Raw genomic sequence first — 24164 nt, 5'->3', positions numbered from 1 at the left:
ACCAGACAGGTCGTCGTGTTCGACGGAAGGTCCACGACTAAGGGTCGCGGACCATGACGAACCCCGTTTCACCGCGTAATCACGCGGCAGGATCAGTCATCCATCCACTCGTTTTGGCCTATAACCCCGGCTCGCTCGTGGGATCGCCGGGTCGCACGGGTGCATCCTCCGCGATGTCGATCCGCTTCACGCCGTCGCGCTCCGACACCACGATCCGCGGTTTCGCGTCCTCCTCGGTCGCGTCGGGAGCCGAGGTCAGCTGATCGCGGCGCTTCTCTTCGTCGGTCATCTCGTCGTCGTTGCCCATGCCGTCGACGGTACGCGGGACGCGTCCCGAGGGGGAGGAGCTTGACACCGCGATCCGACCTCAGGATCCGCCGAGAGGACACGCCCGACGGCGGGACGTGGTTTGGATCCGTCGTCGTCGTCGGCTAATGTGTAACAAGTGCCCGGAGCAATCGGGCGCGATGCGGATGTAGCGCAGTTGGTAGCGCATCACCTTGCCAAGGTGAGGGTCGCGAGTTCGAGTCTCGTCATCCGCTCGAGTGCAGAGATCCATTCAGGTTCTCGGCATGCGGGTCTCATCCCCGTGGTGGCGTGGCCGAGTGGCTAGGCACCGGCCTGCAAAGCCGTTTACACGGGTTCGAATCCCGTCGCCACCTCGACAAAACTGAATACAGCTCTTATGAGCGCGATTGGCGCAGCGGTAGCGCGCTTCCCTGACACGGAAGAGGTCACTGGTTCGATCCCAGTATCGCGCACGAGACGGATCCCACGGTTCCGGCTCATGCGGATGTAGCGCAGTTGGTAGCGCATCACCTTGCCAAGGTGAGGGTCGCGAGTTCGAGTCTCGTCATCCGCTCGGAATACGAGAAAGCCCCGGTTCACACCGGGGCTTCGTCGTTTCCTGGATGGTTGACTTGAGCCATGACCGACGCCGCCGCAGCCTTCGCCGACCGCCTGTTCGACCTCGCCCGCGCGGGAGATGCCGCGGCAGTGCTCGATCAGGTCGACGCCGGCGTCCCCGTGGATCTGGCGGACGCGCAGGGGAGCACGCTGCTCATGCTCGCGGCGTACCACGGGCACGCGCAGCTCGTCGCCGGCCTCGCTCAGCGCGGCGCGGACGTCGACCGCGTCAGCGGCCGGGGGCAGACGCCGCTGGCCGGCGCCGTCTTCAAGCAGCACGACGACGTCATCCGCGTCCTCCTGACCGCCGGCGCGGACCCCGACGCGGGCGCGCCCTCCGCCCGGGCGACGGCCGAGATGTTCGGCCGGTCGCTGCCGGGGGAGTGACGGCCCGCGCCGCGCTCAGTCGGCGGCGGCGTGCGGGTCGGTCGCGTTGACGATCCCCACGACGGTGTCGTAGTCGCCGCGCGCCTCGGCGAAGCGCAGGAACTTCACCCGCTCCACGAGGATCTCGTGCGCGCCGGGATCCCGCTCGAGCAGGTCCATCACCTCGTCCGCGAACTCGTCGAGCGGCATCGCCTGCTCGTTGTCCTCCTGGCCGGGCAGCAGCGCCGTGCGCACCGACGGCGGCACGATCTCGGTCACGGTCACGCCCGTGCCGGCGAACTGCAGGCGGATCGACTCGCTCAGCATGTGGATGAACGCCTTGCTTGCGTTGTACGTCGGCGTCGGACGCAGCGGCACCGACGCCAGCCCGGAGGAGACCGTCATGATCGTGCCGGCGGGGCGCGACTGAAGATGCTCGGTGAACGCCGCGATGAGCCGGATCGGCCCGAGCACGTTCGTCGTGACGATCGATTCCGCCGTGGGCAGGAACGCCGGGCCGCGCCAGTCCTCGGCGACCATGATGCCCGCCATCAGCACGATGGCGTCGAGCTCGGGCCACCGGCGGATCACCTCGTCCGCTGCGGTGCGGATGCTCTCCGGGTCGGTGGTGTCGATGCGGACGGTGCCGAAGCCGTAGGCGGCGGCGAGGTCGTCGAGCAGCTCCTGGCGGCGACCGCCGATGATGACGGTCGCGCCGCGCTCCTGCAGGCGCTGAGCGAGGGCGAGGCCGATGCCGCTCGTGGCGCCGGGGATGAAGACGGTGTCTGTGGTGGTGTTCATGCATCGAGACTGCGCCGGGCCGCGCGCCGCCGGGAGAGACCCGCTCATCGGGGGATCCGCGATCCCTGGCACGGCGGATCGGGCGGGCGGATGATGGAGCGATGAGCGCCGACCGAGCAGCCCTTGCTGAGTTCCTGCGGATGCGTCGTGCCGCGCTGCAGCCGGAGGACGTCGGCCTTCCGTCCGGTGCGCGCCGTCGCGCGCCGGGCCTGCGTCGCGAGGAGGTCGCGCAGCTGACCGGGATGTCGGTCGACTACTACACGCGCCTCGAGCAGTCGCGTGGGCCGCAGCCGAGCGAGCAGATGCTGGCGGCGCTCGCGCGCTCCCTTCGGCTCGGCGCCGACGAGCGCGACTACCTGTTCCGCGTGGCCGGGCACGCGGCGCCGGACCGGTTCGACGCGGCCACGCATGTCGCGCCGGCCCTGCTGCGGGTGCTCGACCGGCTCGACGACACCCCGGCGCTGATCCTGTCGCCGCTCGGCGAGACGCTCGTCGCCAACGGGCCCGCGGTCGCGCTGTTCGGCGATCATTCGGCGCGCGTGGGCTGGGATCGCAGCGACATCCACCGGTGGTTCACCGACCCGTCGGCGCGCGAGGTCTATCCCGCCGAGGACCGGGAGCGCCAGGCTGCCGCCCTGGTCGCGACCCTGCGCGTCGCGTACGGGGCGATGGGGTCGCACTCGCGTGCCGGCGAGCTGGTGCGCGTGCTGCGACGGGCCAGCGACGAGTTCGCGGCGATCTGGGACCGGCACGAGGTCGCGCGCCGCTTCGAGGACCACAAGACCCTTGTGCATCCCGAGCTCGGCCGCATCGACGTCGACTGCCAGGTGCTGTTCACCGAGGACCAGTCCCAGGCACTTCTCGTGCTCACCGCGCCGCCGCGCACCGAGGCGTGGGAGAAGCTGCGGCTGCTGTCGGTGCTCGGCTCGCAGCGCTTCGCGGCGGCAGAGGGGGCGATGCGCGCAACTAGGATGATCTGGTGACCACCGGATTCGATCTGTACCCCGAGAAGAACGTCGTCGCCATGCGCGTCGACGGTGTGCTGAAGGACCTCGCCGCGGAGGTCATGGACACGCAGACGACCGAGCCGGTCACGATCGACAGCCAGGACGGCCTGAACATCCTCCGTCACTCCACCGCGCACGTGCTGGCGCAGGCGGTGCAGACTCTGCGCCCCGAGGCGAAGCTCGGCATCGGTCCGTTCATCACCGACGGCTTCTACTACGACTTCGGCGTCGACGAGCCGTTCACGCCCGACGACCTGAAGGCGATCAAGAAGGAGATGCAGCGCATCGTCCGCGACGGGCAGCGCTTCCGCCGCCGTGTCGTGACCGAGGACGAGGCGCGCGCCGAGCTCGCCGACGAGCCGTTCAAGCTCGAGCTGATCGGGCTCAAGGGCGGCAAGAAGGAGGCGGCCGAGGGCGCCGGCGTCGAGGTCGGCGAGGGCGAGCTGACGATCTACGACAACATCGACGGCCGCACGGGCGAGACCGCCTGGAAGGACCTGTGCCGCGGCCCCCACGTGCCCTCGACCCGCATCGTCGGCAACGGCTGGGACATCCTGCGCATGGCGGGCGCCTACTGGCGCGGCAGCGAGAAGAACCCCCAGCTGCAGCGCATTTACGGCACCGCATGGCCCACGAAGGACGAGCTGCGCGCGTACCAGCAGCGCCTGGAGGAGGCCGCGCGCCGCGACCACCGCAAGCTCGGCCGCGAGCTCGACCTGTTCTCGTTCCCGGACGAGATCGGCTCCGGGCTGTCGGTGTGGCACCCGAAGGGCGGCATCGTCCGCGGCGAGATGGAGCAGCACGCGCGTCGCCGGCACATCGCCGAGGGCTACAGCTACGTCTACACGCCGCACATCACGAAGAAGGACCTCTTCGTGACCTCCAACCACCTCGTGACGTACGCCGACGGCATCTGGCCGCCCATCCGGATGGACGAGGAGCGCGACGACGAGGGAAACGTCACCAAGCAGGGCGTCGACTACTACCTGAAGCCGATGAACTGCCCGATGCACATCCTGATCTACAAGGAGCGCGCGCGCAGCTATCGCGACCTGCCGCTGCGCCTCGCCGAGAACGGCACGGTGTACCGCAACGAGCTCTCGGGCGCGCTTCACGGCCTCACCCGCGTGCGCGGCTTCACGCAGGACGACGCGCACCTCTTCGTCACGCCCGACCAGCTCGAGGCCGAGACCACCAAGGTGCTCGAGTTCGTGCTGTCGCTGCTCAAGGACTTCGGCCTGACCGACTTCCGCCTCGAGCTGTCGATGCGCGACGACGAGAAGTCGAAGTGGATCGGCGAGGAGGAGGTCTGGGCGACCGCGACCGATGCGCTCCGCCGTGTCGCGCTCAAGACGGGCCTCGAGCTCGTCGAGGAGCCCGGTGAGGCGGCCTTCTACGGGCCGAAGATCGACCTCAAGGTCACGGATGCGATCGGCCGCTCGTGGCAGCTCTCGACCGTGCAGCTCGACTTCAACCTGCCCGAGCGGTTCGAGCTCGAGTTCACCGACCGCGACGGCTCGAAGCAGCGCCCGATCATGATCCACCGCGCGCTGTTCGGCTCGATCGAGCGCTTCTTCGCCATCCTGCTCGAGCACTATGCGGGCGACTTCCCCGTGTGGCTGGCGCCCGTGCAGGTCGTCGGCGTGCCGGTCGCGGACGAGTTCGCCGAGTACCTCGACGGCGTCATCGACCGGCTGCGCGCCGTCGGCGTCCGCGCCGAGGTGGACCACTCGGACGACCGCATGCAGAAGAAGATCCGCACCCACACGACCGCCAAGGTGCCGCTGCAGCTGATCGCCGGCGAGCAGGATCGCGCGGCCGGCACGGTCTCGTTCCGCTTCCGCGACGGCTCGCAGCGCAACGGCGTGCCGATCGACGAGGCGGTCGAGCTCGTGACGAAGGCCATCGGCTCGCTCGCCGTCGTCCAGACCGCCGAGGACCTCGTGTGACCGGCGAGGAGCACATCGAGGACGCGGCCGACTTCGTCGCGGTCCCCGACGAGTTCCAGCGCCTGTGGACGCCGCACCGCATGGCGTACATCGCCGCGGGCGCCGATGTGAACCGCGGCTCCGGCTGCCCGTTCTGCGCCGCTCCCGGCAAGGACGACGAGACCGGCCTGATCGTCCACCGTGGCGAGCACGCGTTCGTGGTGCTCAACCTCTTCCCGTACAACTCCGGGCACATGCTCGTGTGCCCGTATCGCCACATCGGCCTGTACGACGAGGCCACGGAGGCGGAGGTCGCCGAGATCGCGTCGCTGACGCAGACGGCGATGCGCGTGCTGCGCGAGGTCTCGCGCTGCGACGGCTTCAACATCGGGATGAACCAGGGACACGTCGCGGGCGCGGGCGTGGAGGAGCACCTCCACCAGCACATCGTCCCGCGCTGGGGGAGCGACGCGAACTTCTTCCCGATCATCGCGAAGACGAAGGCGCTGCCGCAGCTGCTCGGCGACGTGCGGCGCGCGATCGCGGACGCCTGGCCCGTCTGATTCCGTGGTCTCTGCGGCCGCCTGACCGGCGCGACGTGCGCTAAGAGGCGGCAGGGATCGATGCCGCGAGATCGGATGCGAGGGCCTCGGCCTCCGCGTCCGTCAGGTCGTGCACCGTCAGCCGCAGGTGCCGGGATGGCTCGTCGCCCGCGAGGCGGAACTCGTCACCGGTGCGCGGCAGCCACCCACGGCGCATCAGCTGCTCGGCGACGTCGCGCGCGGGAGCGCCGACGGGCACCCACAGGCTCAGCCCGTCGCCCGCCGCCATCCGGATGCCGTGCGCGGCGAGTCGCGCGACGAACGCCTCGTTCCGCGCCGCGTAGTGCGCACCGGCGCGGGCGATGGTGTCGCGCGAGTCGGGGTCGGTGAGCAGGGCGTGCGCGAGGCGCTGCAGCAGGTGGCTGACCCACGTTGTGCCGGGGCTCAGGCGCAGCGCGAGGCGCTCCGCCGTCTCGGGATCCGTCGCGGTGACCGCGAGGCTCATGTCGGGGCCGAGGAACTTCGACACCGAGCGGACGAGCGCCCACCGGCGGTGCGCGGGCCCCACGATCGAGTGGAAGGGCCGCTGCGAGAGCAGCGAGTAATGGTCGTCCTCGATCACCAGCACGTACGGATGGTCGGCGAGGATCCCGCGCAGCTCCTCCGCGCGACGGGCGCTGACATCGGCACCGGTCGGGTTCTGCGACCGCGGGGTGCACACCACGGCGCGGACGCCCTGCGCGAGGGCCGCGCGGAGGCCGTCCGGCGTCATCCCCTCGGTGTCGACGGGCACCGGCACCGCGCGGTACCCGGACAGGCGGACGGTGTGGATGCTCGCCAGCCAGCACGGGTCTTCGAGTGCGACGGCGTCGTCTCGCGTGAGCGCCTGTGCGAGCAGGCGCTCGACCGCATCGACCGCGCCGCTTGTGATCGTCAGGCGCAGCTCGGCGGGGGCGACGTCTGGCGCGAACCAGTCGCCCGCCCAGGCCTCGAGCCCGGGGTCGATCACCGGCTCGCCGTAGAGCACGGGACGGCCGGCGAGCGCCCGCAGGGCGCGGGAGGGATCGGGGATCAGGGCGGGGTCGGGGTTGCCCGCGCCGATGTCGCGCAGCACGCTGTCGCGCGCGTAGCCCTCCTGTGCGACGGGGGAGAGGTCGGCGATCCTGGTGCCGGCGCGCCCTCCCGCGACGACGGTCCCGGCGCGGCTCAGCAGGCCGTACGCGGCAACCGCGGTGTTGCGGTTCACACCGAGCCGCTCGGCGAGCGCGCGCACCGGGGGAAGGGCGTCGCCGGGGCGCAGCGCACCGCGTTCGAGGAGCGTGCGCACGCTGTCGGCGATCTCCATCGCGGTGCGTCCCTCGATCTGCTGCGTCGCGTCCGTCATCCCGACGAGTGTATGTCCCACCACGTGCTACGGTTTGGCCTAGATCAAAGGCGCGCCTCGTCCCCACCGGTGCGCCGCCGAGAGGAGACCCCCGTGAGCCTTGCCGAGCAGACGACGCGCGCCGACGCCCCCACACCCGCCACCGGCACCGGACGCGTCAAGCGCGGCCTCGCGGAGATGCTGAAGGGCGGCGTGATCATGGACGTTGTCACGGCCGACCAGGCGCGCATCGCCGAGGACGCCGGAGCCGTCGCCGTCATGGCCCTCGAGCGCGTGCCCGCGGACATCCGGGCACAGGGCGGCGTCGCCCGGATGAGCGACCCGGACCTCATCGACGACATCATCGCGTCCGTCTCGATCCCCGTCATGGCCAAGGCCCGCATCGGCCACTTCGTCGAGGCGCAGGTGCTGCAGGAGCTCGGCGTCGACTACATCGACGAGTCCGAGGTGCTCTCGCCCGCCGACTACGTGAACCACATCGACAAGCACCGCTTCACGGTGCCGTTCGTCTGCGGGGCGACGAACCTCGGCGAGGCGCTCCGCCGCATCAACGAGGGCGCCGCCATGATCCGGTCCAAGGGCGAGGCGGGCACGGGCGACGTCTCGGAGGCGACGAAGCACATCCGGAAGATCACGTCCGAGATCAACTCCCTGCGCTCGATGACGAAGGACGAGCTCTACGTCGCCGCCAAGGAGCTGCAGGCGCCGTACGACCTCGTCGCGGAGATCGCCGAGACCGGAAAGCTCCCCGTTGTGCTGTTCACCGCCGGCGGCGTCGCAACCCCCGCCGACGCCGCGATGATGATGCAGCTCGGCGCCGACGGCGTGTTCGTCGGATCCGGCATCTTCAAGTCGGGCGATCCCGCCGGGCGCGCCGCCGCGATCGTCAAGGCGACGACGTTCCACGACGACCCCAAGGTCATCGCGGAGGTCTCGCGCGGGCTCGGCGAGGCGATGGTCGGCATCAACGTCGCCGACGTTCCCGCCCCGCACCGTCTCGCCGAGCGCGGCTGGTGACCCCGGGGGCGCCGCGCGTCGGCGTGCTCGCCCTGCAGGGAGACGTGCGCGAGCACGCGCGCGCGCTCGACACGCTCGGCGCGCGGGTGACGCTCGTGCGACGGGCCGCCGAACTCGCCGAGGTCGACGGTCTTGTGCTGCCCGGGGGCGAGTCGAGCGTGATCGACAAGCTCGCGCGCGCGTTCGAGCTCCAGGGGCCGATCCGCCAGGCGATCGCCGACGGCATGCCGGTCTACGGCACGTGCGCGGGGCTGATCCTGCTCGCCGATCGGATCGCCGACGGCATCGCCGGGCAGCAGACCTTCGGCGGGCTCGACGTGACCGTCCGCCGCAACGCCTTCGGCGGTCAGGTGGAGTCGTTCGAGACCGACCTGGATGTGGCCGAGCTCGGTGGACCCCCGGTGCATGCCGCCTTCATCCGGGCTCCGCTCGTCGAGGAGGTAGGACGGGCGGCGCGGCCGCTGGCGGCCCTCGCCGACGGACGTGTGGTGGCCGTGGAGCAGGGCGCGCTGCTCGGCACCGCCTTCCACCCGGAGGTGACCGGCGACATCCGGTTCCATGAGCGGTTCCTGGCGAGGGTCGCGTCCGTCTCCTGACTCGGATCGACACGGCGCCGCGGGCAACGGAGTTCCCGCGCCGCGCCGGCTCCCTCCCGCTACTCTGGCGGCAGACCGGGCGTGAGGCGCGGTCGGCTGCGAAGGGGGACGCATGACCGATTCAGACTCGCGCGGAGGAACGCCTCCCGGATGGTATCCGGACGGATCCGGCGACCTCCGCTGGTGGGACGGCACAGCCTGGACCGAACAGGTCGCGCCGGCGACGGGAGTGACCTCCGACGCGCCGCAGCCGGCCGTTGCCGATGGGACGGACCCGGACGCCGCGATGGCGCCGCCCACGGGCCCCGCGCCCCAGGAACCATGGACGCCGCAGGCCGGCGCGGTGCCGCCGGCGAGCCCGGCCGCGCCGCGCGGGTCCGAGACCGTCGCCACCGTGGGGCTCATCCTCGCCGTGCTCGTCGCGCCGGTGGGGCTCATCCTCAGCATCGTGGCGCTCGTCCGCGCGGGCCGCCGCGGACTGAGCCGGGTGATCCCCACGATCGGCATCGTGGTGGGTGCGCTCGGCACCGTCGTGTGGGTGATGCTCGGCATCCTCGCAGCCCTCGCGTGGAGCGCCTATCAGGCGTCGGACAGCGCTGCCACGCCCGCGCCGCTTCCTTCCGCGACCTCGGAGAGCGCGCCCGCCGTATCTGAAGAGCCGGATCCCTCGGTCGAGCCCGTGCCCTCGACGAGCGCCGCGGACGGCGACTACGCGGCCGCCCTCGCCGAGCGGGATCAGTTCATCGCCGACCAGCAGCAGCCGCTCGACGGATCCCTGGCAAAGGCCCGCACGCCGGAGCAGATCGCGTTCGTCGCCGAGCAGCGGGAGTGGATCGAGTCGAACGGCCTCACCTGGACCGAGGAGGAGGAGGCGGTGACGCTCGCCCTCGCGCTCGATGCCTGCGAGACCTCGATCCTGAACTTCCACACGGTGACCACCGACACGGTCTCGACGCACGTCGCGACGTCGCCGCTCATCCAGGGACAGATCGATCAGGCGCCCGATCAGGCGGATCTGATCCGTCAGAGCATGCTCGAGATCGCCGTCTTCGGGACGTCCTTCATCTGCGAGGCCGACGCCCCGCAGTGGGAGGCCGCCTACCTGGAGCTGTACCCCGCGAACTGACCTTCGCGTCCGGGCGCGGTCAGCGCACCTGGCGCGGCTCGAACTCCCGGCGCGGGTTGGCGTAGTGCTCCTGCGCCTCGACGAGCTGAAGTTCGCGCTCGCCCGAGGCGAGCGTCTGCTCGAGCAGGCCGAAGACGCTCGACGCGGTGCGGGCGAGCGCCTCGGCGGCCGAGCCCGTCGCCCGGTAGTGCGCCGTGAACAGGGCGGCGGTGACGTCGCCCGATCCGTTCGCCTTGAAGGGCAGCCGGGGCGTGGTTACGAGCCAGGCGCCCTGATCGTCGGCCGCGAGCATCTCGAGGGTGCCCTCCTCGCGATCCGGTCGCTCGACGCTCGTCACCAGCACGGTGCGGGGGCCCATGTCCCGTGCGCGATCGACCGACTCGAGCGTGGAGGCGAGGTCGCCGGGCTCGGTCCCGGTCAGGTAGCCGAGCTCGAACTGGTTGGGCGTGATGAGGTCGGCCACGGGCACGACCTTGTCGCGCAGCAGCACCGGGATCGCGGGGGCGACGAAGCATCCCGACGTCGCATTGCCCATGACGGGATCGCACGCGTAGATCGCGTCCGGGTTGGCGGCCTTCACCCGTGCCACCGCATCGACGATGACATCCGCGATGCCCTCGCTTCCCTGGTAGCCGGAGAGGATCGCGTCGATCCCGGGGAACGCGCCGCGCTCCTCGATGCCGGTGATGACCTCGCGCACGTCCTCCGGGGCGATGAGCGGGCCGCGCCACGCCCCGTAGCCCGTGTGATTGGAGAAGTTGACGGTGTAGACCGGCAGCACCTCGACGCCGATGCGCTGCAGCGGGAACACCGCGGCGGAGTTGCCGACGTGCCCATACGCCACCGCCGACTGGATCGAGAGGATCTTCATCCCTCGATCCTCGCACCTCGGAGTGGTGGAATGGACGCATGGGGAGTGGGGTCCGTCGCATCGCGTTGTGGGGCGTCGTCGTGCTCGTCGTCGGCGGGGCGGTCGCGGTGGCCGTGGGCTCCCAGGCGGGGCAGGGCGCCCCATCGACCGCGCGCTCGGTCGAGTCGCCGTCGGCCCAACCGTCACCGACCCCCACTCCGACGCCGACGCCGACCCTGCGCGGTGAGCCGGCCGACACGGCGGCCTACGACCTCGGCGCGCTGCCGGTCGCCGACGTGTTTGCGATCAATCCGCGGCTGCCGCTCGACGACGATCCCGACGCCCCGACCACAGGCCTCGTCGCCCAGCCGAGGGAGGCCGCGGCCCCGGTGTTCGACCGTGAGGGCGGAGAACCGGTGGCGCAGCTTCCGCGGGAGCAGCCCTACGGTGGCTCAGTCGTGCCCGTGATCGAGGAGCACGACCACTGGGTCCGTGTGCTGCTCACCGGGCGTCAGGCGCTGCCGGGGGACGGCGACCCCGCGCAGGTGACAGGCTGGCTGCGCACCGCGGACGTCGATCTCACGCGCAACCCGCACCGGGTCGAGGTGGATCTGTCGGAGACCACCGTCCGGATCGTGACGGATGACGGATCCGGCGAGCAGGAGACGATCGTCGCCGACGACTTCGCGTGGGGGACCGAGGCGACCCCGACGCCGCTGGGACGCTCGTTCGTGATGTTCGTCGACGTCGTGGAGGAGTTCGCCTACACGGAGGGCAACCCGCTCGTCTACCTGTCGGTGCAGTCGCCGACGCTGCCCGGATTCGGCGGCCAGCCCGTCGCCGTCACGGCGTTCCACTACCACGCGTACCGCAGCGGCGCGATCTCCAACGGCTGCCTGCGCGTCTCGGCGGAGGCGACGGCGGTGCTGAGTGAGCTGCCCCTCGGCACGCCCGTCCACATCCGCGCCTGAGGGCGTGCCGTCGGCGCGCCGGGCGTTCTCTTAGACTGTCAGGAGGTCTCGACGCCGCGAGGCGCGACCGGAGGACGAGAGCGGGAGAGTCATGTCAGGTCATTCAAAGTGGGCGACGACCAAGCACAAGAAGGCGGTCATCGATGCCCGCCGCGCGAAGTCGTGGGCGAAGCTGATCAAGAACATCGAGGTCGCGGCGCGCCTGGGCGGCCCCGATGAGTCGGGCAACCCGACGCTGTTCGACGCGGTGCTCAAGGCCAAGAAGACCTCGGTCCCGAAGGACAACATCGACCGCGCCATCAAGCGCGGCGCCGGCATCGGCGGCGAGGCCGTCGACTACACGACGATCATGTACGAGTGCTACGCACCGGGCGGCGTCGCGATGCTGATCGAGTGTCTGACCGACAACAAGAACCGCGCCGCCGCCGAGGTGCGCACAGCCGTCACGCGCAACGGCGGCAACATGGCCGACCCGGGCAGCGTGTCGTTCAACTTCGAGCGCAAGGGCGTCATCGTCGCCTCGAACGAGGGCGCCAGCGAGGACGACGTCATGCTCGCCGCCCTGGAGGCCGGCGCGCTCGAGGTCGAGCCGCACCCGCAGGGCTTCGAGGTCATCACCGAGGCCAGCGACATGGTCGCGGTGCGCACGGCGCTCCAGGAGGCGGGAATCGAGTACGAGTCGGCGGACGCCGAGTTCGTCGCGAACGTCAAGGTCCCCGTCGACGCCGAGACGGCCCGCAAGGTCTTCCGCCTGATCGACGCGCTCGAGGACAGCGACGACGTGCAGAACGTCTTCACGAACATGGACCTCACCCCCGAGGTGCAGGCAGAGCTCGAGCAGGACGACGAGTAAGCATCCACCTGATCCGTCACCGCCCCATCCGGTCCGCCGGGTGGGGCGGTTCTGCGCCGTCGGGGGAGTCCGCATACAGGCTCGATGTGACGCCTGAGCCTCTGTGGGACGGATGAGCCTGCGCGGCGGCGCGCCAGCCTGTCCGCGGTCGCTACGGTGGGTCGGTGGGTGACGACGACGAGGTGATCCTGGCGGGAGGGAACGTGACCCCCGTCGTGCGCATCGGCGGCACCGTGCGTCGGGAGACGGGGCCCTGGGCGCCGGCCGTCCACCGCCTGCTCGAGCGCTGCGGCGAGGCCGAGGTGCCCGGGACGCCACGCGTTCACGGCATCGATGAGCAGGGGCGGGAGATCCTGAGCTTCCTCCCCGGCGAGGTGCTCGCGGACGCTGCGCCCGAGATCCTGTGGTCGCGCGCGATCCTCCGGAAGGCGGCCCGCCTGCTGCGCCGCATCCACGACGCGGGCGCCCCGCTCGCCGCCGATCCGCTTGTATGGCGCGCGCCGAGGCATGAGCCCGCCGAGGTCGTCTGCCACAACGACTTCGCGCCCTACAACCTGCTGATCTCCGATGCCGCGATCGCCGCGATCGACTTCGACTTCGCCTCTCCCGGCCCGCGCCTGTGGGATGTCGCGTACCTCGCGTATCGGATCGCGCCGCTCGCCGAGGACGCGCCCGCGTTCGATCCGGAGCGTTTCGGATCGCCGGATGAGCGGATCGCCGAGCTCGTCGCGTCCTACGGCGGCGACTGGTCCACGGCGGAGGTCCGGGCGATGGCCGCTGTGCGCCTCGAGGAGCTCGCGGCGTTCACGGAGGCCCGCGCCGCGGAGACGGGCCGCGACGACCTCGCCGGCCACGCGCGGATGTATCGCCGCGACGCGGCGCGATTGCGCGCGTGACCCGCGCCCGACCGCAGGTTGGTTGTGACGCGTGTGCTCCGCTGCGGCGGATGAGCCTGCGCCGGGGCACCTGAGCCTGTACGGGGTAAACAAGCAGCGAGCGATGCAGGGCGACGAACTGGCGCGTCGTCGAGGGATGACCGAAAACCGGACCGATGTGGCGCGTGTGACGGGTGGGGTCCATCCCCGTCCCTCGGGTCTCTGCGGACCCGGTTCTTCGGACGCCCGCGGACAGGCTGGATGTGACGCGTGTGGTGCGGTGGGACGGATGAGCCTGCGCCGAGGCACGCGAGCCGCACGGGGCGAAGGAGGCGCGAGCGGCGTCGCCCGCGGACAGGCGCGATGTGACGCGTGCGGTGCGGCGGGACGGATGAGCCTGCGGCCAGGCGGGTGAGCCTGCGGGCGGCGGATGTGCGGCGCTGCGCGGCGGGGGAGCGGCCGGCCGCGCCTACGCTGGGCGGATGAGCAGTCTGCGCGTGCTCGGGATCGATCCCGGCCTCACCCGGTGCGGCGTCGGCGTCGTCGACGTGGCGCGGAACCGCACCGCGACGCTCGTGCACGTCGGGGTCGTGCGCTCGGCCCCCGAGATGCCGATCGCCGAGCGGCTGGCGACGATCGCCCGCGGGATCCGCGAGGTGCTCGACGCGCACTCCCCGGACGTGGTGGCGGTCGAGCGCGTGTTCGCGCAGCACAACCTCCACTCGGTCACCGGCACGGCGCAGGCGAGCGGCGTCGCGCTGATGCTCGCCGCGGAGCGCGGCATCCCCGCGGCGACGCATACGCCCAGCGAGGTGAAGGCCGCCGTGACGGGCTACGGCTCGGCGGACAAGCGCCAGGTGCAGACGATGATCCAGCGCGTGCTGCGGCTCGACGCCCTTCCCCAGCCCGCGGACGCCGCCGATGCGCTCGCGCTCGCGCTGTGCCACGCCTGGGGCGGGGGAGCCTCCGCGCAGGCGCACGGCGCCGACACCTCGCTCACGCCCGCGCAGCGCGCATGGGCCGATGCCGAGAAGCGCACCCGCCGGGCGCGTGTCGCTCGAACATAGGTGCGAACCCGCCCGTAGGCTTGTCGCATGATCTCCTCCCTGCGCGGCACCGTCCTGCATGCCGGCACCGACAGCGTCATCGTGGAGGTCGGGGGAGTCGGGTTCTCCGTCGCCGTGCCGCCGGACGTCGCCCGCACCGCGCGCGTCGGGGAGAGCCTCTTCCTTCACACGACCCTCATCGTGCGGGAGGACGCGCTGTCGCTGTTCGGCTTCGCCACGCGCGATGAGCTCGACGTGTTCGGCACGATGCTCACGGTCTCCGGGGTCGGGCCCAAGTCCGCTCTCGGCGTGCTCTCCGCGCTCACGGTCGACCAGATCGCGGCGGCCGTGGCCGAGGACGACGACAAGCCGTTCCGCCGGGTGTCGGGCATCGGGCCCAAGACCGCGAAGCTCATCGTCGTGCAGCTGCAGGGGAAGCTCGCCCCGCCCGTGCCGAGCGCGGCACCGTCGGCCGCGGCGACGGACGTCACCGACCGCGTGGTGCAGGCGGTCGCCGGCCTCGGCTGGCCCGAGCGCGTGGCGAGCGACGCCGTCGCGCAGGCCGCCGAGGGTGCCTCCGACGCCGACCGCGCGTCGGTGCAGGCGCTGCTGCGGCTGACCCTCGCGCTGCTCGGACCGGCCCAGCATGCGGGGGCCGCGCGTGGCTGACGACGACGTGACCGCGCCCGAGCCCCTCGACGAGGTCGAGCTCGCGGTCGAGGGAGCGCTGCGCCCCGGCACGCTGGCCGAGTTCGTGGGGCAGCACAAGGTGCGCGGTCAGCTGCAGCTGCTGCTCGACGCCGCCCGCATCCAGCAGCGGCCCGCCGACCACATCCTGCTCGCCGGCCCTCCCGGACTCGGGAAGACGACCCTGGCGATGATCGTGGCGCAGGAGAGCGAGCGGCCGCTCCGGCTCTCCAGCGGCCCGGCGATCCAGCACGCGGGAGACCTCGCGGCCCTGCTGTCGAGCCTGACGCCGGGTGAGGTGCTCTTCATCGACGAGATCCACCGGATGGCGCGCTCCGCCGAGGAGATGCTCTATCTCGCGATGGAGGACTTCCGGATCGACATCATGGTCGGCAAGGGCGCCGGCGCGACAAGCATCCCGCTGGATCTCGCGCCGTTCACACTCGTGGGCGCGACGACGCGCTCGGGGATGCTCCCGAACCCCCTGCGCGACCGGTTCGGCTTCACCGCACACCTCGAGTACTACGAACCGGATGAGCTCGAGCGGGTCGTCGAGCGATCCGCGTCGGTGCTCGGCGTACGGCTCGGCGAGGCGCAGCGCGTCGAGATCGCGCGGCGCTCCCGCGGCACGCCGCGCATCGCGAACCGGCTGCTGCGTCGCGTCCGGGACTACGCGCTCGTCCACTCCGGCGGCACCCAGCCCGCGCTGGCGGACGTCCAGGCCGCGCTCGACCTCTACGACGTCGACGCGATCGGCCTCGATCGCCTCGACCGCGCCGTGCTGGATGCGCTCGTGCGGCGCTTCCGCGGGGGACCGGTCGGCCTCTCGACCCTGGCGGTCACGGTCGGCGAGGAGCCCGACACGGTCGAGAGCGTCGTCGAGCCGTACCTGGTGCGCATCGGGTTCATGGGGCGCACGCCCCGCGGCCGCATCGCCACCCCGGAGGCCTACGCACACGTCGGCGTGGCCCATCCGGACGGGGCGCTGAATCTTGATGACCTATAATCGCTGGAGGTCTGGCGGCTCCCGCCGAATCCCCCCTCTCTCGCGCCGATGACGGCGCGTGCGCCCATCTGAAAGGCTCTCCCGCCCCATGGATCCGAATCTCCTGCTCCTCGTCGTCCTGGCCGTGCTGCTCATCTGGATGTTCTTCAGCTCGCGGCGCCGCCAGCAGAAGCTGCGCGAGGAGCAGGCCCTCAAGGCGGAGAAGATGGTGCCCGGCGCCCGCGTCATGACCCGCTCCGGTCTGTTCGGCACGCTCGTCGCGTACGACAAGGACGACCTGTCGCAGCCCGCCGAGGTCGAGATCGCTCCCGGTGTCGTCGTCGAGCTGCACACGCAGTCCGTCGACCTCGCGCCCGAGACGGCCGTGGTCGCGGACGAGGCGGAGACGGACGCCGAGGATGTCGCCGATGACGAGACCGTCGTGGAGACCCAGGCGGAGACGGACGCGCAGACGGATGCCGTCGAGCCGGCGGAGAGCTCCGCGTCGAGCGAGTCGGCCTTCCCCGCCTACGAGCTTCCCGACCTCGACCTCGGCGACGACAAGCGCGACCAGGGCACCGACAAGAAGGACTGAGCCTCTCCGGCTCGTCCCCCTCCCGCTGCAGAAAGCTGACCGCCCGTGGCGACATCCACTCCTGCGCGCCGTGCCTGGCGCGTCCTGACCGGCCTGCTGGTCATCACCGCGATCCTCTTCGGCGCCAACGCCCTCGGCGTTCACGTCTTCAAGGGCGGCACCTGGGTGCCCGAGCTCGCGCTCGACCTCCAGGGCGGCACGCAGATCGTGCTCGAGGCCCAGACCGAGGAGGCCGTTCCCTCGGCCGAGCAGCTCTCCCAGGCGGTGGCGATCATCCGACAGCGCGTCGACGCCTCCGGCGTCGGCGAGTCGGAGATCTCGACCCAGGGATCGCAGAACATCGTTGTGCAGATCCCCGGAAACGCGGATGAGGAGACGCGCGAGCGCATCCAGGCGAGCGCCCAGATGGCCCTTCGCGCCGTGATCTACACGGGCGGCCCCACCAACACGTTCGTTGGCGAGGACGGCGAGGAGACGCCGTACCCGACCCCGGGTCCGTCCCTGAACGCGCAGCCGACCACCGAGCCGTCCGACGGCTCGGACCCGGCGTGGGTCAGCGACCTGCTGTGGGCGCAGTTCAACGCGTACAACTGCGCCGACGAGGCGAACGACCCGTCGTCGGCCCCGGCCGACCAGCCGCTCATCACGTGCGACGTCACCGGTGCGCAGAAGTACATCCTCGGCCCGGTCGAGATGGATGGATCGTCGATCGTCGACGCCACGAACGGCGTCGACCCGCAGACGGGCGTCTGGAGCGTCAACCTCGAGTTCGACCAGCAGGGAACCGAGACGTTCGCCGGCATCAGCGAGCGGCTGAACACCATCCGGCAGCAGTCGCCGAACGACCCGCGGGCGCAGTTCGCGTTCGTCCTCGACGGCAACGTGATCTCGGCCCCGTCGATGAACGCGGTGATCTCCGACGGCCGTCCCAGCATCTCGGGAAGCTTCGATCAGGACACGTCGAAGGCGCTCGCCGACCAGCTCAAGTTCGGTGCGCTGCCGCTGAGCTTCGAGGTCGTCAGCTCCGACACCATCTCGGCGACGCTCGGCACGCAGCAGCTGCAGAGCGGTCTGATCGCGGGCCTCATCGGCCTTGTGCTCGTCGGCCTGTTCGTTGTGCTCATCAGCTACCGCGCACTCGGCTTCGTGATCATCGCCTCGCTCGTTGTGATGGGCGTGCTGACGTACATCCTGCTGTGCCTGCTGTCGTGGCGACTCGGCTACCGCCTGTCGCTCGCCGGCGTGGCGGGCCTGATCGTCACGATCGGCTTCACCGCCGACTCGTTCATCGTCTACTTCGAACGCATCCGCGACGAGCTGCGAGACGGCAAGGCGATGACCGTTGCGGTCGAGGACGGCTGGGCCCGCGCGAAGCGGACCATCTACATCTCGAAGTCGATCAACGTCCTCGCGGCCGTGGTGCTCTACATCCTGGCCGACGCCACCGTGAAGGGCTTCGCGTTCACGCTGGGTCTGACGACCGTGCTCGACGTCCTGATCTTCGTGATGTTCACGCACCCGGTCATGCAGCTTCTCGTGCGCACGCCGTTCTTCGGCGACGGGCACCGACTGTCGGGCCTTGACCCGACGGCCCTCGGCGCGGTCTACCGCGGCCGGGCGAGCTTCCGCGCGCCCGTTGCCGCACGCGGTCGCGCCTCGCGCTCCCGCGCCGAGGCCGAGCGTCGCCAGACGATCGCCGAGCGCAAGGCAGCCGAGCAGGCCGCCGCCCCGTCCGGGTCTTCGAGCAAGGGCGCCCCGCGCGCCGAGGAGGGGAACGACTGATGCGCTCCATGACCGAGGTCGGCAACGACCTCTACACGGGCAAGAGCTCCTTCCCGTTCGTCGGTCGCCGCCGCACCTGGTTCATCGTCGCGATCGTGCTCGTCGTGCTCTCCGCGCTCGCCCCGTTCGTGCGCGGCGGGTTCACGTTCTCGGTCGAGTTCACCGGCGGCTCGCAGTTCCTCGTCTCGGCGCCCGCGTCGACCGACCAGACTCTTGCGACGGATGCCGTCGAAGAGGTCGTGCCGGATGCGACGACCAAGGTCACGACGATCAGCAACCGCGACATCCGCGTGCAGACGTCGCAGCTCGGCGATGACGAGACTCACGCGGTCACCGAGGCCCTTGCCGGCGCGTACGGCGTCGCCCCCGAGGAGGTCACGGCCTCGTTCATCGGCCCCAGCTGGGGTCAGGACGTCACCCGCCAGTCGCTGTGGGGCCTGGCGATCTTCCTCGCGCTGACGTTCCTCATCCTTGCGATCTACTTCCGCACATGGAAGATGTCGGCCGCCGCGATCATCGGTCTGATCGACGTGCTGATCGTCACGGTCGGCATCTACGCGCTGTGCGGCTTCGAGATCTCTCCGGCGGCCGTGATCGGCTTCCTCACGATCCTCGCGTACTCGCTGTACGACACGACCGTCGTGTTCGACAAGATCCGCGAGAACACCGAGCAGGATGCCGAGGGGTCCGGGCGCACGTTCGGCGAGTCGGTCAACCTCGCGGTGAACCAGACGCTCGTGCGCTCGATCAACACGTCCGTGGTGGCGGCGCTGCCGGTCGCGGCGATCCTGTTCATCGGATCGTTCTGGCTCGGCGCCGAGACGCTGTCGGACATCTCGCTGTCGATCTTCGTCGGCATCATCGTCGCGACCTACTCGACGCTGTTCGTCGCCGCGCCGCTGTACTCGCTGTTCCGTGAGGGCGAGCCAGCGATCCGCCAGGCCGACGAGAGGGTGCTCGCCGCACGTGGCGCGGCCTGAGCCGGCCCCGCCCCGGCGTAGGATTGTCGAATCCGCACTGCGGACCGGCGATCGGGGGAGGGGGCGGAACATGGCCGATTCAGTGACCTCTCAGGCGCCGAGCCTGCGGCGCCTCGTGCCGCGCATCTTCTCCCGGGCCGCGCGGCACGCCGACCTGACGCGCCTGATCACCACCGTGCGGGCGAACCATCCGCGCGGCGACATGGCGATCATCGAGAAGGCCTACGCGGTCGCCGACGAGAAGCACCGCGGGCAGAAGCGCCAGAGCGGTGAGCCGTACATCACCCACCCGCTCGCCGTCGCGCAGATCCTCGCCGAGCTCGGGCTCGGTCCGCGGGCGATCGCGGCAGCGCTGCTTCACGACACGGTCGAGGACACCGGCTATCCGCTCGACGAGCTGCAGGCGGCGTTCGGCGACGAGGTCGCGCTGCTTGTCGACGGCGTCACCAAGCTCGACAAGGTCAAGTACGGCGAGAGCGCGCAGGCCGAGACCGTCCGCAAGATGATCGTGGCGATGTCCAAGGACATCCGCGTGCTGGTCATCAAGCTTGCAGACCGCCTCCACAACGCCCGCACCTGGGGTTTCGTCCCGCCCGAGAAGGCGAAGAAGAAGGCAACCGAGACCCTCGAGATCTACGCGCCGCTCGCGCATCGCCTGGGTATCCAGACGATCAAGTCAGAGCTCGAGGACCTCTCGTTCGCGGTGCTTCATCCGAAGATCTACAACGAGATCGACAGCCTGGTGAAGCAGCGGACGCCCCAGCGCGAGCAGTACGTGCAGAACGTCATCGACGACGTCAGCCGCGACCTGCACGAGCTGCGCATCCGGGGCACCGTCGCCGGGCGCCCCAAGCAGCTGTACTCCGTGTATCAGAAGATGGTCGTGCGGGGCCGTGAGTTCGACGACATCTACGACCTCATCGGCATCCGCGTGATCGTCGCGACGGTGCGCGACTGCTACGCCGTGCTCGGCTCGATCCATGCGCGCTGGCGTCCGCTCCCCGGCCGGTTCAAGGACTACATCGCGACGCCGAAGTTCAACCTGTACCGCTCGCTCCACACCACGGTGATCGGCCCGGGCGGTCGCACGGTCGAGATCCAGATCCGCACGCACGAGATGCACCAGCAGGCCGAGTTCGGTGTCGCGGCGCACTGGAAGTACAAGGAGCGGATGGCGGGCGGTAAGACCGTCCCCGACCCGAAGTCGATCGACACCGACATGGCGTGGCTCGCCCGCATCTCCGACTGGGAGTCGGAGACGAAGGACCCGGGCGAGTTCCTCGATTCGCTGCGCTTCGAGATCGGTGCGAAGGACGTCTACGTCTTCACGCCCAAGGGCAAGGTCATCGGACTTCCCGCCGGCGCGACTCCCGTCGACTTCGCGTACGCCGTGCACACCGAGATCGGCCACCGCACAATGGGTGCGAAGGTCAACGGCCGCCTTGTGCCGCTCGAGTCGACCCTGAACTCCGGCGACGTGGTCGAGGTGTTCACCTCGAAGAACCCGGATGCGAGCCCCAGCCAGGACTGGCTGACGTTCGTCAAGAGCACCCGCGCCCGCAACAAGATCCGCGGCTGGTTCACGAAGGAGCGTCGCGACGAGGCGATCGAGCAGGGGAAGGATGCCATCGCTCGCGCGATGCGCCGCCATCACCTTCCGCTGCAGCGACTCAAGGACTCGCTGCAGGATGTCGCCGACATCATGCACTACGAGGACGTGTCGGCCCTCTACGCCGCGGTCGGCGAGGGGCACGTCTCCACGCAGTCGGTGCTCGAGAAGGTCAGCGGCCTCATCCAGAGCAGCGAGGAGCCGACAACCGAGCAGGTCGAGCTCCCGCCCACGGTCGGTCAGCGCCGACCCCGCGGCGGCGACTCCGGCGTGCTCGTGCGCGGCGCCGACGACATCCTGGTGAAGCTCGCGAAGTGCTGCACGCCGGTGCCGGGCGACGAGATCGTCGGCTTCATCACCCGCGGCAGCGGCGTGTCCGTCCACCGGTCGGACTGCACGAACGTCAAGTCGCTGAAGAACGACCCCGAGCGGATGATCGCCGTCTCATGGGCGCCCACGACGAAGAGCGTGTTCCTCGTGCACATCCAGGTGGAGGCGCTCGACCGCTCCGGTCTGCTCTCGGATGTGACCCGCGTGCTGACGGAGCACCACGTGAACATCCTGTCGGCGACGGTCTCGACGACGAAGGAGCGCCTCGCGCTCAGCCGTTTTGTGTTCGAGATGGGGGACGCGGTGCACCTCGACCGCGTGCTGAACGCGGTGCGCCGCATCGACGGCGTCTACGACGTCTACCGCGTCACGTCGTCCTGATCCGGCTCAGCTGACCTTTCGGCGAGCCCGGCGAGGAACGCCATGGCGGGCTGCCGGCCGGGAAGTCGACGGTGCGCGGCGATCCAGTCGAGCGCCTCGCGGATGAGTGCGGGGGTGGCAAGGCGCCGTGCCGCGCCGGCGGCGACCGGGTCGTCGGCCTCTCGGGCGAGCTCGACGAGGGTGCGTGACCGGCTCGACACCCGCACGCCTCCGAGCAGGACGGTGTCGGCGCTGTCGATCGCCGTGTCGCGGAACCGCACATCGCGCCGCACAGGCCGGGTGGTGCCGTGTGGTCCGCGCTGGACGTGATGCACGTCCGGAGGCAGGCCGAGCGCGCCGTGGATCCACGCGGCGCTCCTGCCGATGGCCACGAGCGTGTCGCCGAGGATCGGCCGGAGGGTCGCGGCGCGCAGGTCGGGCGATTCCAGCGCGTCGGCGGGAGCGAAGGCGCCGCCGACGCGGGCGAGCTCGCCGTCGAGAAGCGCCGCGGACAGCTCGGCGGGGGACAGGACGTCGTGGGCGAAGTGGACGCGGGCCATGCGGGAAGTGTGCCCGGAAACGCCGGAGGCGCGCGGCCCGGTGTGGATAACCGGTGCCGCGCGCCCCTGCAGCAGCGCGAGCGCTGGGGTCAGCCGCCGATCGCCTTGAGCCAGGCGCGACGGGCCTCGAGTGCCTCGCGGGCCTCGGCCTCTGCCTTCTTGTCGCCCTTGTCCTGCGCGGCGGCGAGCTCCTTCTCGAGCTTGTCGATCGCATCCTGGAGCTGGCGGGTCGCGTCGTTCGCGCGGGCCTTGGTCTCCGGGTTGTTGCGCTTCCAGTCGACCTCTTCGCGGGCGCGCAGATCCTGCTCGATCTTGCGCAGCTGGTCGTCGAGGCCTCGCTCGACGTCGCGCGGGAAGATGCGGCCGACCTCGTCCCAGCGGCGCTGGATGCCGGTCAGCAGCTGGCGGGCCTTCGTCAGGTCGGCGGTGTCGGGAACGGCCTTCGCCTCCTCGAGCAGCGCCTTGCGCGCCTCGATGCGCGGGGCGGACTCCGCCTGCTCGGCGGCGTCCCGCTCGGCGCGCGCCGAGTACAGCGCGTCGCCCGCGGCCTTGAAGCGCGCCCACAGCGCGTCGTCGACCTTGCGGCCGGCGCGGCCGGCGGCCTTCCACTCGTCGAGGAGGGCGCGGTAGGCGGGGATGCCGTCCTCGCCCTTCGGGGCGAGGGCCTCGGCGCGCTCGAGGATCCTCGTCTTGCGGTCGCGCGCCGACTTGTGCGTCTCGTCGAGCTCGGCGAAGAACGCGCGGCGGTGGCGCTCGACCGTGGAGCGCGCGTCACGGAAGCGCTTCCAGAGGGCCTGGCCCGTCGCCTTCGGAAGGCGCGGGGCCGACTGCTGGTGCTGCTGCCACTCCTCGAACGCGGCATTCAGCTCGGTGGTCGCCTGCTTCCACTGGATCGACTTCGGGTCGCGCGCGGCGAGCGCCTCGACCCGCTCGACGATCGCCGTGCGCTGGGCGACGGCCTCGTCCACCGCGGCGCGGTGCGCGGCGGCCTCCTCGGCGCTGGCCTCCGCGAGCGAGTCGGTGAGCGCGTCGAGCAGGTCGGTCAGCCCGGCGATGTCGCCGACGACGGCCGCGCCCACGACCTCCTCGCGGAGCTTCTTCGCCTGGCCGCGCAGGTCGGCGGCCGATGCGCCGCCGCGGAGGCGGCGCTGGGCGAGGGTGCGCACGCGCAGGGCGAGGTCGTCGAACTTGCGCTCGTAGTAGGCGAGCGCCTCCTCCGGCGTGCCGTCGGGGTACTCGCCGACCACGCGCCATTCGTCGCCCTCGCGGACGGAGACGACGCCGGCCTCATCGACCCGGCCCCACTTGGTGGTGTCGGCGGGCGCCGCGGGGGCTGCCGGCTTGGCGGGCGCGCTCGGCTTGGGAGTCGCGGCGGCCGGCGCGGCGGCGGCCTGGTCCTCGTCCGCCGGCGTCTCCGCCTCGGCAGCCTCGGGCTCGGCGGCCTGCTCGGCGGCGGCCTCGGGCTCGGCGGGCTGCTCGGCGGCGGGCTGCTCAGCCTCGGGCTCGGGGGCCTGCTCAGTCGTGGGCTCGGCGGCCTGCTCAGCGTCCGGGACGACGTCCTCGGCGGAAGCGTCCGCCTGGACCTCGCTCTGAGTGGGCTCCTCGGTCTCCGCCACGGGCGCCTCGGCCTCGGCCGGCTCCTCCGCCGCGGGGACGGCCTCCTCGGCGGGCGCGTTCACCTCGGCCGGCGTCTCCGGCTCGGCGACCTCGTCGGCGGCGACGGGTTCGGTGCTCTCTGCGCTCTCCGGCGCGGTCTCGTCGACCTCGACGGCGTCGGCGCCGTCCGGGGTCGTCTCTTCAGCAGGGGTGTGATCGGGGATCGTCACGGGGAGGCTCCTTGCGCGGTGACCGCGGGAGGGGACAGGACGCGCCTAGCCTAGTACGCCCACTCAGGGTCGACCCCGGTGCCGTGACGCCGCGCGTCAGCCCGCGGGCGTCTCGGTCGCCGAGGGCGTGCCGCTGGGCGCCGGAGTGTCGCTCGGCGCGGGAGTGCCCGTCGGCACGGGGG

General features: G+C 71.1%; 23 protein-coding genes and 4 tRNA genes. 21 read left to right on the top strand and 6 right to left on the bottom strand.

The genetic code is table 11. The features are described from left to right. Positions 1 to 118: 118 nt before the first annotated feature. On the bottom strand, positions 119 to 307 hold the full coding sequence (locus IR155_RS13375; protein ID WP_135115312.1) for a hypothetical protein: 189 nt from the start codon (positions 305 to 307) through the stop codon (positions 119 to 121). A gap of 162 nt (positions 308 to 469) precedes the next feature. On the opposite strand from IR155_RS13375, the gene IR155_RS13370 reads away from it, so the two are divergent. The 5 genes from IR155_RS13370 (at position 470) to IR155_RS13350 (ending at position 1293) form a co-directional block, all read left to right on the top strand. Next, a tRNA-Gly gene (locus tag IR155_RS13370) sits at positions 470 to 542 on the top strand. Between the two features lie 49 nt (positions 543 to 591). Then, a tRNA-Cys gene (locus IR155_RS13365) sits at positions 592 to 662 on the top strand. A 27-nt stretch (positions 663 to 689) separates the two neighbouring features. After that, positions 690 to 761: transfer RNA gene (locus IR155_RS13360), tRNA-Val, on the top strand. 28 nt (positions 762 to 789) lie between these two features. After that, positions 790 to 862 (top strand) — tRNA-Gly (locus IR155_RS13355). A 65-nt stretch (positions 863 to 927) separates the two neighbouring features. After that, positions 928 to 1293 carry an ankyrin repeat domain-containing protein gene (locus tag IR155_RS13350; protein ID WP_135115311.1) on the top strand — a complete coding sequence of 122 codons (366 nt, stop codon included), beginning with the start codon at positions 928 to 930 and terminating at the stop codon, positions 1291 to 1293. A 15-nt stretch (positions 1294 to 1308) separates the two neighbouring features. Here the strand turns inward: IR155_RS13350 and IR155_RS13345 are convergent, their stop codons facing one another. After that, complete coding sequence (locus IR155_RS13345) at positions 1309 to 2073, bottom strand: SDR family oxidoreductase (protein WP_135115310.1); 765 nt, start codon at positions 2071 to 2073, stop codon at positions 1309 to 1311. Positions 2074 to 2174: 101 nt separating this feature from the next. Here IR155_RS13345 and IR155_RS13340 point away from each other — a divergent pair, with 101 nt between their 5' ends. From IR155_RS13340 to IR155_RS13330, 3 genes are read left to right on the top strand one after another with little or no spacing between them, the layout of a single operon-like run. After that, positions 2175 to 3056 carry a helix-turn-helix transcriptional regulator gene (locus IR155_RS13340; RefSeq protein ID WP_135115309.1) on the top strand — a complete coding sequence of 294 codons (882 nt, stop codon included), beginning with the start codon at positions 2175 to 2177 and terminating at the stop codon, positions 3054 to 3056. A 41-nt stretch (positions 3057 to 3097) separates the two neighbouring features. Then, complete coding sequence (gene thrS / locus IR155_RS13335; protein ID WP_228067210.1) at positions 3098 to 5029, top strand: threonine--tRNA ligase; 1932 nt, start codon at positions 3098 to 3100, stop codon at positions 5027 to 5029. Further along, a complete protein-coding gene (locus tag IR155_RS13330) occupies positions 5026 to 5571 on the top strand; it encodes an HIT family protein (protein ID WP_233441211.1) in 546 nt (181 codons plus the stop codon). The genes thrS and IR155_RS13330 overlap by 4 nt, the downstream gene beginning before the upstream one ends. Before the next feature lie 40 nt (positions 5572 to 5611). Here IR155_RS13330 and IR155_RS13325 read toward each other — a convergent pair whose 3' ends face one another. Continuing rightward, positions 5612 to 6934, bottom strand: a complete 1323-nt coding sequence (locus IR155_RS13325; RefSeq protein ID WP_135115307.1) for an aminotransferase class I/II-fold pyridoxal phosphate-dependent enzyme — start codon at positions 6932 to 6934, stop codon at positions 5612 to 5614. 93 nt (positions 6935 to 7027) lie between these two features. On the opposite strand from IR155_RS13325, the gene pdxS reads away from it, so the two are divergent. The 3 genes from pdxS to IR155_RS13310 all read left to right on the top strand — a co-directional run bounded on the left by pdxS (position 7028) and on the right by IR155_RS13310 (position 9673). Next, positions 7028 to 7951, top strand: a complete 924-nt coding sequence (gene pdxS / locus IR155_RS13320; protein ID WP_135115306.1) for a pyridoxal 5'-phosphate synthase lyase subunit PdxS — start codon at positions 7028 to 7030, stop codon at positions 7949 to 7951. Continuing rightward, positions 7945 to 8547, top strand: a complete 603-nt coding sequence (gene pdxT, locus IR155_RS13315; RefSeq protein WP_135115314.1) for a pyridoxal 5'-phosphate synthase glutaminase subunit PdxT — start codon at positions 7945 to 7947, stop codon at positions 8545 to 8547. Before pdxS ends, pdxT begins: the two co-directional genes overlap by 7 nt. A 112-nt stretch (positions 8548 to 8659) precedes the next feature. Further along, positions 8660 to 9673 (top strand): DUF2510 domain-containing protein, encoded by a 1014-nt coding sequence (locus IR155_RS13310; protein WP_135115305.1) that lies wholly within the window; start codon positions 8660 to 8662, stop codon positions 9671 to 9673. Between the two features lie 19 nt (positions 9674 to 9692). Here the strand turns inward: IR155_RS13310 and pdxY are convergent, their stop codons facing one another. Further along, positions 9693 to 10544, bottom strand: coding sequence for a pyridoxal kinase PdxY (gene pdxY, locus IR155_RS13305; protein ID WP_135115304.1), 852 nt, complete (start codon positions 10542 to 10544; stop codon positions 9693 to 9695). Between the two features lie 38 nt (positions 10545 to 10582). Here pdxY and IR155_RS13300 point away from each other — a divergent pair, with 38 nt between their 5' ends. From IR155_RS13300 to IR155_RS13255, 10 genes are all read left to right on the top strand, one after another. Then, positions 10583 to 11494: a L,D-transpeptidase gene (locus IR155_RS13300; protein ID WP_135115303.1), complete on the top strand. Its 912-nt coding sequence runs from the start codon at positions 10583 to 10585 to the stop codon at positions 11492 to 11494. A 91-nt stretch (positions 11495 to 11585) separates the two neighbouring features. Continuing rightward, entirely contained in the window at positions 11586 to 12347 is a 762-nt protein-coding gene (locus IR155_RS13295; RefSeq protein ID WP_135115302.1) for a YebC/PmpR family DNA-binding transcriptional regulator, read from the top strand. Positions 12348 to 12511: 164 nt separating this feature from the next. Then, complete coding sequence (locus IR155_RS13290; protein ID WP_135115301.1) at positions 12512 to 13243, top strand: phosphotransferase; 732 nt, start codon at positions 12512 to 12514, stop codon at positions 13241 to 13243. 461 nt (positions 13244 to 13704) lie between these two features. After that, positions 13705 to 14289 (top strand): crossover junction endodeoxyribonuclease RuvC, encoded by a 585-nt coding sequence (ruvC, locus tag IR155_RS13285; RefSeq protein WP_135115300.1) that lies wholly within the window; start codon positions 13705 to 13707, stop codon positions 14287 to 14289. 27 nt (positions 14290 to 14316) lie between these two features. Beyond that, a complete protein-coding gene (gene ruvA, locus IR155_RS13280; protein WP_135115299.1) occupies positions 14317 to 14937 on the top strand; it encodes a Holliday junction branch migration protein RuvA in 621 nt (206 codons plus the stop codon). Then, a complete protein-coding gene (gene ruvB, locus IR155_RS13275) occupies positions 14915 to 15961 on the top strand; it encodes a Holliday junction branch migration DNA helicase RuvB (protein ID WP_135115298.1) in 1047 nt (348 codons plus the stop codon). The genes ruvA and ruvB overlap by 23 nt, the downstream gene beginning before the upstream one ends. Positions 15962 to 16049: 88 nt before the next feature. Next, the gene (locus IR155_RS13270) at positions 16050 to 16535 is read left to right on the top strand and encodes a preprotein translocase subunit YajC (protein ID WP_135115297.1); all 486 of its coding nucleotides are present in this window, start codon (positions 16050 to 16052) and stop codon (positions 16533 to 16535) included. A 45-nt stretch (positions 16536 to 16580) separates the two neighbouring features. Further along, on the top strand, positions 16581 to 18317 hold the full coding sequence (gene secD, locus IR155_RS13265; protein WP_135115296.1) for a protein translocase subunit SecD: 1737 nt from the start codon (positions 16581 to 16583) through the stop codon (positions 18315 to 18317). Then, positions 18317 to 19297, top strand: coding sequence for a protein translocase subunit SecF (gene secF, locus IR155_RS13260; protein ID WP_135115295.1), 981 nt, complete (start codon positions 18317 to 18319; stop codon positions 19295 to 19297). Before secD ends, secF begins: the two co-directional genes overlap by 1 nt. A gap of 70 nt (positions 19298 to 19367) precedes the next feature. Then, positions 19368 to 21617 carry a RelA/SpoT family protein gene (locus IR155_RS13255; RefSeq protein WP_135115294.1) on the top strand — a complete coding sequence of 750 codons (2250 nt, stop codon included), beginning with the start codon at positions 19368 to 19370 and terminating at the stop codon, positions 21615 to 21617. Here the strand turns inward: IR155_RS13255 and IR155_RS13250 are convergent. Continuing rightward, complete coding sequence (locus IR155_RS13250; protein WP_135115293.1) at positions 21596 to 22156, bottom strand: hypothetical protein; 561 nt, start codon at positions 22154 to 22156, stop codon at positions 21596 to 21598. The genes IR155_RS13255 and IR155_RS13250 overlap by 22 nt on opposite strands. Before the next feature lie 89 nt (positions 22157 to 22245). Continuing rightward, positions 22246 to 23982, bottom strand: coding sequence for a DUF349 domain-containing protein (locus IR155_RS13245; protein ID WP_322783524.1), 1737 nt, complete (start codon positions 23980 to 23982; stop codon positions 22246 to 22248). Positions 23983 to 24164: the final 182 nt, after the last annotated feature.

It is taken from the genome of Microbacterium paludicola (genome assembly GCF_015235415.1).
Classification (GTDB): domain Bacteria; phylum Actinomycetota; class Actinomycetes; order Actinomycetales; family Microbacteriaceae; genus Microbacterium; species Microbacterium paludicola.
The sequence above is the reverse complement of the archived record's forward strand: the minus strand, read 5'-3'. Positions and strand labels throughout refer to the sequence as shown.